The 10,063-nt window shown below is 72.2% G+C and carries 7 protein-coding genes; 1 reads left to right on the top strand and 6 read right to left on the bottom strand.

Annotated elements, in window-relative coordinates:
- Positions 1 to 93: 93 nt before the first annotated feature.
- Genes AB0I22_RS15305 through AB0I22_RS15315 form a run of 3 tightly spaced genes read right to left on the bottom strand, consistent with a single transcriptional unit; the run spans position 94 to position 2,868 of the window.
- Positions 94 to 864, bottom strand: coding sequence for an ABC transporter ATP-binding protein (locus AB0I22_RS15305; protein ID WP_363131228.1), 771 nt, complete (start codon positions 862 to 864; stop codon positions 94 to 96).
- Entirely contained in the window at positions 849 to 1,619 is a 771-nt protein-coding gene (cbiQ, locus tag AB0I22_RS15310) for a cobalt ECF transporter T component CbiQ (protein ID WP_363131229.1), read from the bottom strand. Before cbiQ ends, AB0I22_RS15305 begins: the two co-directional genes overlap by 16 nt.
- Before the next feature lies 1 nt (position 1,620).
- On the bottom strand, positions 1,621 to 2,868 hold the full coding sequence (locus tag AB0I22_RS15315; protein WP_363131230.1) for an energy-coupling factor ABC transporter permease: 1,248 nt from the start codon (positions 2,866 to 2,868) through the stop codon (positions 1,621 to 1,623).
- A 274-nt stretch (positions 2,869 to 3,142) separates the two neighbouring features.
- Between AB0I22_RS15315 and AB0I22_RS15320 the strand changes: the two genes are divergently transcribed.
- A complete protein-coding gene (locus AB0I22_RS15320; protein WP_363131231.1) occupies positions 3,143 to 5,173 on the top strand; it encodes an MDR family MFS transporter in 2,031 nt (676 codons plus the stop codon).
- A gap of 199 nt (positions 5,174 to 5,372) precedes the next feature.
- Here the strand turns inward: AB0I22_RS15320 and AB0I22_RS15325 are convergent, their stop codons facing one another.
- From AB0I22_RS15325 to AB0I22_RS15335, 3 genes are all read right to left on the bottom strand, one after another.
- On the bottom strand, positions 5,373 to 6,569 hold the full coding sequence (locus AB0I22_RS15325; RefSeq protein ID WP_363131232.1) for a MarP family serine protease: 1,197 nt from the start codon (positions 6,567 to 6,569) through the stop codon (positions 5,373 to 5,375).
- 279 nt (positions 6,570 to 6,848) lie between these two features.
- Complete coding sequence (locus tag AB0I22_RS15330) at positions 6,849 to 9,074, bottom strand: MMPL family transporter (RefSeq protein WP_363131233.1); 2,226 nt, start codon at positions 9,072 to 9,074, stop codon at positions 6,849 to 6,851.
- A 124-nt stretch (positions 9,075 to 9,198) separates the two neighbouring features.
- Positions 9,199 to 9,771, bottom strand: coding sequence for a TetR/AcrR family transcriptional regulator (locus tag AB0I22_RS15335; RefSeq protein ID WP_363131234.1), 573 nt, complete (start codon positions 9,769 to 9,771; stop codon positions 9,199 to 9,201).
- Between the last annotated feature and the right edge of the window lie 292 nt (positions 9,772 to 10,063).

Raw genomic sequence — 10,063 nt, forward strand, 5'->3', positions numbered from 1 at the left:
TGTACCGCGTGTGCTGATTGATTCCGATTGCTGCTGATTACGCTGATTGCACCTCCATGGTGCAACGCGCCCCCAGCTCCGCGCGGACCGGGGTCAGCGCATCGGCACGTTAACCGAACGCGGGTCGAATCCGAAGGGCAGTTCCAAGCGGTGGGCACGCATCAGGACGTCGTCGCAGAGCAGCTCCTGGGTGGCCCCGTCGGCCGCGATGACGCCGTCGCTGAGCACGACGGCGCGGGGGCACAGCTCCAGCGCATACGGCAGGTCGTGCGTGACCATCAGCACGGTCACGTCCAACGACCTGACGATGTCGGCGAGTTCGCGGCGGGCGGCGGGGTCGAGGTTGGAGGAGGGCTCGTCGAGCACCAGGATCTCCGGCTCCATGGCGAGCACGGTCGCGACCGCCACGCGCCGCCGCTGGCCGAACGAGAGGTGGTGCGGCGGCCGGGCCGCGAAGCCCGCCATGCCGACCCGTTCCAGCGCCCGTACGACCCTGGCCTCCAGCTCCGGGCCGCGCAGCCCGGCCGCGGCCGGGCCGAACGCGACGTCCTCGCGGACGGTCGGCATGAAGAGCTGGTCGTCGGGGTCCTGGAAGACGATGCCGACCCGCCGCCGGATCTCGGCGAGGTTCCGCTTCTCGACGGGCAGGCCCGCGACGCGCACGGTGCCCGCGCCGCCGTCGAGGATGCCGTTCAGGTGCAGCACGAGGGTGGTCTTGCCCGCGCCGTTCGGCCCGAGCACCGCCAGCCGCTCGCCGCGGGCGACGGTCAGGTCGACGCCGAAGAGGGCCTGGTGGCCGTCCGGGTAGGCGAAGGCGAGCCCGGACACCTCCAGGGACGGGGGCGCTTTCACATCAAGGTCCATGTCCATCCGATCAGGCAGACCGCGAGCGCGGCGAGGGGCAGTACGGCGGCGCGGGCCCACTGCGCCCGGGTCGCGGCGGTCTCGTCGATCACCGGCATGGCCCCCGCGTAGCCGCGGCTGACCATGGCCAGGTGCACGCGTTCGCCGCGCTCGTACGAGCGGATGAAGAGCGCCCCGGCGGTCTTGCCCAGCACGCCCCAGTGGCGCACGCCGCGCGCCGTCCAGCCGCGCGATTCGCGGGCGACGCGCATCCGGCGCATCTCGTCCGTGATGACGTCGCCGTAGCGGATCATGAAGGACGCGATCTGTACGAGCAGCGGCGGCAGCCGCAGCCGCTGGAGCCCCAGCAGCAGGGCGCGCAGCTCGGTGGTGGCGGCGAGGAGCACGGACGCGGCGACGCCGAGCGTCCCCTTGGCGAGGATGTTCCACGCGCCCCACAGGCCGGACTCGCTGAGCGACAGCCCGAGTACGTGCACCCGCGCGCCCTCCGCCACGAACGGCATCAGCACCGCGAACGCCACGAACGGCACCTCGATCAGCAGCCGCTTGAGGAGGAAGCCGGGCGGCACGCGGGCCGCGCCGGCGACGGCCGCGAGCAGCAGCGCGTACAGGGCGAACGCCCACAGCGCCGTGCGCGGCGTCGAGACGACGACGAGCACGAAGCAGAAGCCGGCCGCGATCTTGCAGTGCGGCGGGAGGAGGTGCACGGGCGAGTGCCCGTGCCGGTAGAGCCGGTGCGCGTGGCCCGCGCCCATGTCAGGCGGTCCCTCGCTCGCGAACGTCGGCGGCGGGAGCAGCCGGGGTGGTGGCTTGGGCGGCGGTGTGGTGCGTACGGCGGCGGTGGACGGTCCAGGCGACCCCGGTGCCGACGACGAGGGTCGCCCCGACCCCGATCACCCCCGCGAGCCCCCCGGCCAGGCGGACGTTGGAGACGTCCTTGACCTGGTAGTCGGCGAGCGGGGAGCCCTTGGCCGCGTGGTCCTCGGCCTTCCGGTCGATCCCCTTGTCATGGGCCACCTTCTCCAGCCCGTCCGGGCTCGCGGAGGCGTAGTAGCTCCCGAACCCGGCGAGGGCCAGCGCGGCGACGAGCCCGACGAGCTTGACGCGCCGGGTGGACCGGGCGGACCGGGCGGGGGCCGGGGGCTCGGCCGTCGCGTCGGCGGCGGGCGCGGTGGGTGACGTGCTCGTACGGGCGGCAGCACCGGCGAGGGACGCGGGTTCCGTACCGCCGGCGCCCGAGACCGTACCGGCGGCGGGAACCGGACCTTCAGCGCCCGCGACCGTACCGGCGGCGCCCACGACCGTACCGGCAGGTGCGCCCCCGGCCGCCCCCGACGGCCGGATCTCCAGCCGGGCCGCGAGGCCCTTGGCCCCGTGGACCAGGTCGGGGCGGACCGCGACGACCGCGCCCACCGTCAGGGCGGTGATCGCCGCCTCGCCGATGCCGATCAGCACGTGGACGCCCACCATGGCCGTGAAGACCTTGCCGATGGCGATGTCGGTGGTCCCGCCGAGGGCGTAGAGCGCGGTGAAGACGACGGCCGCGGCGGGCACGGAGACCAGGGCCGCCACGAAGGCCGCGGCGGTGACGCCGGACCGGCGCCGCGGCAGCACGGCGAGCAGCAGCCGGAAGAGGGCGTAGGCGACGACCGTCGTGGTCAGCGCCATGTCGGTGATGTTGACGCCGAGGGCGGTGAGCCCGCCGTCGGCGAAGAGCACGCCCTGCATCAGCAGCACCACGGATATACAGAGCACACCCGTGTACGGACCGACGAGGATCGCGGCCAGCGCGCCGCCCAGCAGGTGGCCGCTGGTACCGGCCGCGACGGGGAAGTTGAGCATCTGGACGGCGAAGATGAACGCCGCGACGAGCCCGGCGAGCGGTGCGGTGCGTTCGTCCAGTTCGCGGCGCGCGCCGCGCAGGCTGACCGCGACCGCCGCGGCGGCCACGGCGCCGGTCGCCAGGGAGACCGGGGCGTCGATGAATCCGTCGGGCACATGCATGGCGGGACTCCGCTTCCGCCGGGCCGCGACCCGGCTCTGCTCAGTCGTGCGCTGCTCGGTAGTGCGCTGTTCCCTGGCCCGGCACCGGACTGTGCCCTCCCCCACCCGGAAAGCGACGCGTTCCGCATGGGGGATCGCCCGATGATAGGGCCGGTCCGCGAAGGTCTCGCAAGAGCGTGCGGAACGCTGATGCACGCCCTTTGCTCACTCTGCCCACCGTCAGGGGTGGCGGACACCGGGATCACCCCAAATGCTGGGCCCGGGAGGTGTCTCCATGACCACGGCCACCGCGCAGGCCCCAGCGGCCCCACCCGAGCTGAGCCGGCGCCGCACCAATCTCGTGTTCGTGACGATCGTGCTCGGCATGCTGCTCGCCGCGCTCGACCAGACCATCGTCTCGACGGCGCTGCCGACGATCGTCGCCGACCTGGGCGGCGGCGGGCACATGGCCTGGGTGGTGACGGCGTATCTGCTGGCCGAGACCGTCTCGACGGTGCTGGTCGGCAAGTTCGGCGACCTGTTCGGCCGGAAGCTCGTCTTCCAGCTCAGCGCGGTCGTCTTCGTCGGCGGCTCGATCCTGGCGGGCGCGGCCAACAGCATGCTGATGCTGGTGGCCGCCCGCGCCGTCCAGGGCATCGGCGGCGGCGGGCTGATGGTCACCGCGATGGCGCTGATCGCGGACGTCATCCCGCTGCGCGAGCGCGGCAAGTACCAGGGCGCGCTCGGCGCGGTCTTCGGCGTGACGACGGTCGTCGGACCGACCCTGGGCGGGCTCTTCACCGACCACGCCACCTGGCGCTGGTGCTTCTACGTCAACATCCCGGTGGCCATCGTGATGGTCGCGATGGCGGCCCGTACGATCCCGGCCGTACGCTCCGCCGTCCGCCCCCTCATCGACTACATGGGCATCGTCCTGGTCGCGCTCGGCGCGTCGGGGCTGGTGCTGGGGCTGGAGTGGGGCGGCAACGAGTACCCGTGGGGCTCGGGCGTCGTCATCGGGCTGTTCGCCGGTTCGGTCGTGCTGCTCACCGCGTTCGTCCTGGTGGAGCTGCGGGCGGCGGAGCCCATGCTCCCCATGCACCTCTTCCGCAACCCCGTCTTCACCGTCTGCTCCGTGCTCAGCTTCATCGTGGGCTTCGCGATGCTCGGCGCGATGACCTACCTGCCGACGTATCTCCAGTACGTGGACGGGGTGTCGGCCACCATGTCGGGCGTGCGGACGCTGCCGATGGTCGTCGGGCTGCTCGGCACGTCCATGCTCTCCGGACTCGTCGTCAGCCGTACGGGCCGATACCGGATCTTCCCGATCGTGGGCACGGCCGTGATGGCGCTCGGCCTGTACCTGATGTCCACGATGGGACGGACGACCGGCCCGTGGCTGGAGTCGCTCTACATGTTCGTGCTGGGCCTCGGCATCGGCCTGGCCATGCAGGTGCTGACGATCGCGGTGCAGAACACGGTCGCATACCACGAGCTGGGCTCCGCGACCTCCGGCGTCACGTTCTTCCGCACGCTCGGCAGTTCCTTCGGCACCGCCATCTTCGGCACCCTGTACAGCAACCGGCTCGGCCCCAACATCGAGTCGGCCCTCGCCAAGACCCCCGGCGTACCGGCCTCCGCCGCCCAGAGCCCCCAGGGGCTGGCGGGCCTGCCCGCCGCCCAGGCCCGCCCCATCATCGACGCCTACGCCGACACCGTGAACTACGTGTTTCAGTGGGTCGTGCCGGTCGCGCTCGTCGGCTTCGTCGTCGCGTGGTTCCTCAAGGAAGTGCCGCTGCGCGACAGCGCGCGAGCCGGGGCCTCCGACATGGGCGAGGGGTTCGCCGCCCCCTCGTCGGCCGAGGCGGACCGGCAGCTGGAACGGGCCGTGGCCGGGGTCATGCGCAAGGCCAAGGGCGGCCCGGTGAGCCGCCAGATCCTCGCCGAATCCGGGTCCCGGCTCACCGCGGCCGAGGCGTGGACGCTCGGCCAGGTCCACTGGCGCGAACGCGTGGGCGGCGGCGCCACCCTCAGCGCCATCGCCACCGCGCACCGCATGCCGCCGGAGGTCCTGGAACCGGCCTTCGCCCGCACGGCACAGGGCGGCTACCTGCGCCTCTCCGACGACCGCCTCGCCCTGACAGCCGCCGGCGAGGAGGAAATCGCCCGCCTCGGCACGGCCTGGCGCTCCTGGCTCGACGCCCACCTGGAGGACTGGGACATCACCGACCCCCAAGAACGCGCCCGCCTGGACCGCGCCCTGGACAACATGGCAGCAAAACTCCTCGACGAGGGCGCCCAAGAACGAGAACGCACAGCCATCTGACGCCGCCCCCCGACCACCACGCCCGGCCAAATCAAGCCCGTCCGGCGATTGAGGACAAAGCACTCACCGTCACTCGACCACCCACCCCAGCCAAATCAAGCCCGTCCGGCGATTGAGGACACCCACCCCCCAGCCCGTCCGGCGATTGAGGACACCGAACCAGCCCGCCCGGCGATTGAGGGCAAAAGCACCCACCCCATCAGCGAGCCGCACGACTCCCGGTATCCACGGACTCCGAAGTCCCCGCCCCCTCCTCGGCAGCGGCAGCCACCTGCTTGGCCGTCAGCACATACCCGGTCTCCGCATCGGCCGTGGACCGCGCGAACACCACCCCGTACACCTTCCCGTCCGTCGTCAGCAGCGGTCCGCCCGAGTTTCCGGGCCGGACCGTGGACCGCACGGGGTACACCTCGCGCGTGGTGACGCCGTCGCCGTAGATGTCCTGCCCGGTGGCCTGTAGCTGCCCGGCGACGGTGGCGGCGCGCAGGTCGAGGCCGCCGTTTTCGGGGAAGCCCGCGACAACGGCGGGCTTGCCGCGGCCGGCGGAGTCGTCGAAGCGCAGTACGGGCGCGTCCATGCCCGGTACGTCCAGGACGGCGACGTCCGTCTTCGGGTCGAACACCACCACCTTGGCGTGGTACGTACGGCCGACGCCCCCGATTCGTACGGTCGGGTCGCTCACTCCGGCCACCACGTGGGCGTTGGTCATCACGTGGCCCTCGGCGTAGACGAAGCCGCTGCCTTCCTGGCCGCGCTGTCCGCCGTTCACGTTGGCGACGCCCTCGACCTTGACGACGCTCCGCCGCGCGGCCTTGGTGGCGGCGGGGGTGACGGCGTCGCCGGACGGCTTGGCGACGCTGGTGGCGGGCTCGTTCTCGAAGGGGTTGAAGACCTGCGGGAATCCGGCTCCGGACAGGGCGTCCGTGGTCCGGCTGAACCAGGTCGGCGCCTCCTGCGGCATCGCTTTCTGGACCGAGCCGAGCAGCCGGGAGTCGCGGATCTGCGAGGAGAGGACGGAGGAGTTGGCCGAGGCGAGGACGCTGGCGGCCACCCAGGCGACCAGCAGTACGGCGAGGGTGTTGATCGCGGCGCCGCCGACGCCGTCCACGCCGCGCACGGGCGCCCAGGTCAGTTTCTGCCGCAGTTTCCAGGCGACCCGGCCGGCGAGGGCGTGGCCGGCGGCGGCCGGGAGGATCACGACGACGACGGCCGCGATCGCGGCGGTGGTGGTCCCGGCCTCGAAGGGGCGGAGCGCGTACGGCAGGGCCCATACGCCGAGGACGGCGCCGCCGAGGAATCCGGCGAGCAGCACGATGCTCGCGACCAGCCCGCGCCGGTAGCCGGAGACGGCGTAGCCGAGGACGACGAGGATCAGCAGCCAATCGAGCAGGTTCACGCAGGAGCCCTTTCCGTCGTACGCCCCCCGACGCGCCCACTGATGTGTGGACTAGGGAAAACGCGCTGAGCGTGACCGCTGGTTCCCTGCCATGGCATACGCCACAGTTCGCCACCCGTTGGAACCTCCCAGGTGGAACCGCCCGGAACGGAGCGAAGCCCGGCGGCGGCCCCGTCGCCGGGGGCCCGCCGCCGGGCTCGCTGTCCGCGCCCGCCCCGTCCCCACGGGTGGGCGCGGGCCCGGGGCCGCCTCTCCGCTCAAGCGGCGGCCCCGGACGTATCAGACGCGGCTGTGCTGCCGCCGCGCGTCGGAATCGGGATCGGCGTCGGGGCCGGGGCCCGTACCGCCCTCGGCCGCCAGCTCCTTCTGGAGCTGTTCGCCCTCGACGTCGACGTTCGGCAGCGCCCGCTGGAGCCAGCGCGGCAGCCACCACGCGGCCTTGCCGAGCAGTGCGAGCACGGCCGGGACGATGGCCATCCGCACCACGAACGCGTCGAAGAAGACGGCGATGGCCAGTCCGAAGCCGATCATCTTGATCATGGCCTCGGTGGAGCTGATGAACCCGGCGAAGACGCTGATCATGATGACGGCGGCGGCCGTGACGACCCGCGCCCCGTGCCGGAAGCCGGTCACCACCGCGTCGGCGGGCCGCTCCCCGTGCACGTACGCCTCGCGCATCCGCGTGACGAGGAAGACCTCGTAGTCCATGGCGAGGCCGAAGACGACGCCCACCATGAAGATCGGCATCATGCTCATGACCGGGCCGGTCTCCTCGACGCCGAAGATCCCCGACAGCCAGCCCCACTGGAAGACCGCGACGACCGCGCCGAGGGCGGCGACTACGGACAGCAGGAAGCCGAGCGCCGCCTTGAGCGGCACGAGGATGGAGCGGAAGACGACCATCAGCAGCAGGAAGGCGAGGCCGACGACGAGCGCGAGGTAGGGCACGAGCGCGTCGTCGAGCTTCTGCGAGACGTCGATGTTCATCGCGGTCGCGCCGGTGACCAGGATCTTCGCGCCGGTATTGGACTTGAGCTCCGCCGACTCGCCGCGGATGGCGTGCACCAGGTCCTCGGTGTCGGTGCTGCTCGGCTTCGACTTCGGGACGACGGTGAGCTGCGCGGTGTCGCCCTGCTTGTTGAAGGCGGCGGGGGTGACGGCGGCGACGTTGCCGAGGCCCTTGACGCGCTCCTCGACGCGCTGCGTCGCGGTCTTCGGGTCGGCGGACTTCGCGGCGTCGACGACGACCATCAGCGGCCCGTTGAAGCCGGGGCCGAAGCCGTCGGAGAGCAGGTCGTACGCCTTGCGCTGGGTGGTGCTCGCCGGCTGCGAGCCGTCGTCGGGCAGCCCCAGTTCCAGCGAGGCCGCGGGCAGGGCGATCACGCCGAGCCCGACCACGCCCGCGACCAGCACGGCGACCGGCCGGCGCAGCACGAACCGCGCCCAGCGGGTGCCGCCGTTGGCCTTCTCCTCGGCGTTCCTGTCCGCCGCGCGCTGCTTGCGGGACTGGATGCGGCGGCCCGCGAAGCCGAGCAGCGCCGGTACGAGCGTGAGCGCGACGAGCACGGCGACGACGACGGTGCCGGCCGCGGCCAGGCCCATCTTGGTGAGGATCGGGATGTTGACGACGGCGAGGCCGACCAGGGCGATCACGACGGTGAGGCCGGCGAAGACGACGGCGGAGCCCGCCGTTCCGGCGGCGCGTCCGGCGGCTTCCTCGCGTTCGCGGCCCTCGGCCAGTTCGGCGCGGTAGCGGGAGACGATGAACAGCGCGTAGTCGATGCCGACCGCGAGGCCGATCATCATGGCGAGGATGGACGTGGTGCCCGACAGGTCGAGGACCGAGGCGAGCGCAGAGATGGCGGAGACGCCGATGCCGACGCCGATGAGCGCGGTCAGCAGCGGCAGCCCGGCGGCGATCAGCGAGCCGAAGGTGATGACGAGCACGACGGCGGAGATGGCGATGCCGACGATCTCGGTGGACCCGGTCTCCACCTCGGCCCGGAGGGCGTCGCCGCCGGTCTCCACGTGCAGCCCCGCGGCGCGGCCGTCCTTCGCGGCGTCCTTGAGCGTGTCGCGCGTGGCGTCCGTCAGCTCGGTGGCCTTCACCTTGTACGTGACCTGCGTGTACGCGGTCGTGCCGGACGCGCTCACCGTCTTCGCCGCGAACGGGTCGGCGGCCGCGGCGGTCTGCGGGCCGGCCAGCTCGCCGACGACCTTGCGGACGGCCTTCTGGTTCGCCGGGTCGGTGATCTTCTGGCCGTCCGGCGCCTTGAAGACGAGGCGCGCGGTGGCGCCGTCGGCGCTCGCGCCCGGGTAGCGCTGCTCCAGCAGGTCGAAGGCGCGCTGCGCCTCCGTGCCCGGTATGGAGAAGTTGTCGTTGGAGGCGGCAGGCGCGGTGGCGGCGCCGATGCCGACGACGGCGAGCAGCGCCACCCATATCAGGGCGACGAGCTTGCGCCGCCGGAAGGCGGTGCGTCCCAGTCTGTAGAGGAAGGTGGCCACGAGAAGGTGTGCTCCCGTCGGTGGGATGAGCGAAACAGGGCGTGGGGAACCAGCCCGACGACGAGAGCGGCGCGCCAGGTGGGATGTGGGGGGTGGGGGCGTACGAAAGGGGGTTGAAGGGTGCTCAGACGCCGAGGGCGGGGAGGACCACGGCGTCGAGATAGCGTCTGAGGTATTCGGTGGTCACGCACCGCGCCTCGACCAGCGGGCGGGTGACATATCCGCCGACGAGCATGTGCGGCAGGAATTCCAGGGCGGGCGAGTCCGCCGAGATCTCCCCCCGGTCGACCGCGCGCCGGAGCACCACGTTGAGTTCCTCGATGCCCGGATCGATCATCAGCTCGCGCAGCGCCTCGTACAGGTCGGGGTCGTCACGGATCGCGTGGACGAGCCCGCCGATGAGGCCGGCGCTCTTCTCCTTCTCGCAGTCGTCGGTGCTGGCCGCGATGGCGTGCAGGTCGCCGCGGAGCGAACCGGTGTCGACCCACACGGCCGCGTGCGGTTTCACATGGCGCAGCGCCCGGACGACCAGCTCCGGCTTGCCCTTCCACTGGCGGTAGAGGGTGGCCTTGCTGGAGCGGGTGCGGGCGGCGACGGCGTCCATCGTCAGGGCGTCGTAGCCGACCTCGCCGAGCAGGTCGAGCACGGCTTGGTACAGCTCGCTCTCGCGCTCGGGGGTCAGTCTGCTGCGCCCCATGGAACACCTCGCCGTCGATCGGCCAACTGAACGAAACGGTTTCGTACAGCATCAGCGTAGACGGCCGATGATCGAAACGACTCCGTTTCGACGGTGTTCTGCGTCACGGCGGCGCCCCGCCCCCACGGCGGGGTCGCGGAGTGGTCACGACGGCTCCCCATGACGGAGTCGCGAAGTGGGCACGGCGGCCCCCACGACGGAGTCGCGAAGTGGGCACGGCGGCCCCCACGACGGAGTCGCGAAGTGGGCACGGCGGCCCCCACGACGGAGTCGCGAAGTGGGCACGGCGGCC

Origin of the sequence: Streptomyces sp. NPDC050610, assembly GCF_040654875.1 — a bacterium.
Taxonomy (GTDB): Bacteria; Actinomycetota; Actinomycetes; order Streptomycetales; family Streptomycetaceae; genus Streptomyces.

Excerpts from the sequence above, each read along its gene's own strand:
- AB0I22_RS15315 (WP_363131230.1), bottom strand. The coding sequence starts at position 2,868 with ATGCATGTGCCCGACGGATTCATCGACGCCCCGGTCTCCCTGGCGACC.
- AB0I22_RS15305 (WP_363131228.1), bottom strand. The coding sequence starts at position 864 with ATGGACCTTGATGTGAAAGCGCCCCCGTCCCTGGAGGTGTCCGGGCTC.
- AB0I22_RS15320 (WP_363131231.1), top strand. The coding sequence starts at position 3,143 with ATGACCACGGCCACCGCGCAGGCCCCAGCGGCCCCACCCGAGCTGAGC.
- AB0I22_RS15335 (WP_363131234.1), bottom strand. The coding sequence starts at position 9,771 with ATGGGGCGCAGCAGACTGACCCCCGAGCGCGAGAGCGAGCTGTACCAA.
- cbiQ (WP_363131229.1), bottom strand. The coding sequence starts at position 1,619 with ATGGGCGCGGGCCACGCGCACCGGCTCTACCGGCACGGGCACTCGCCC.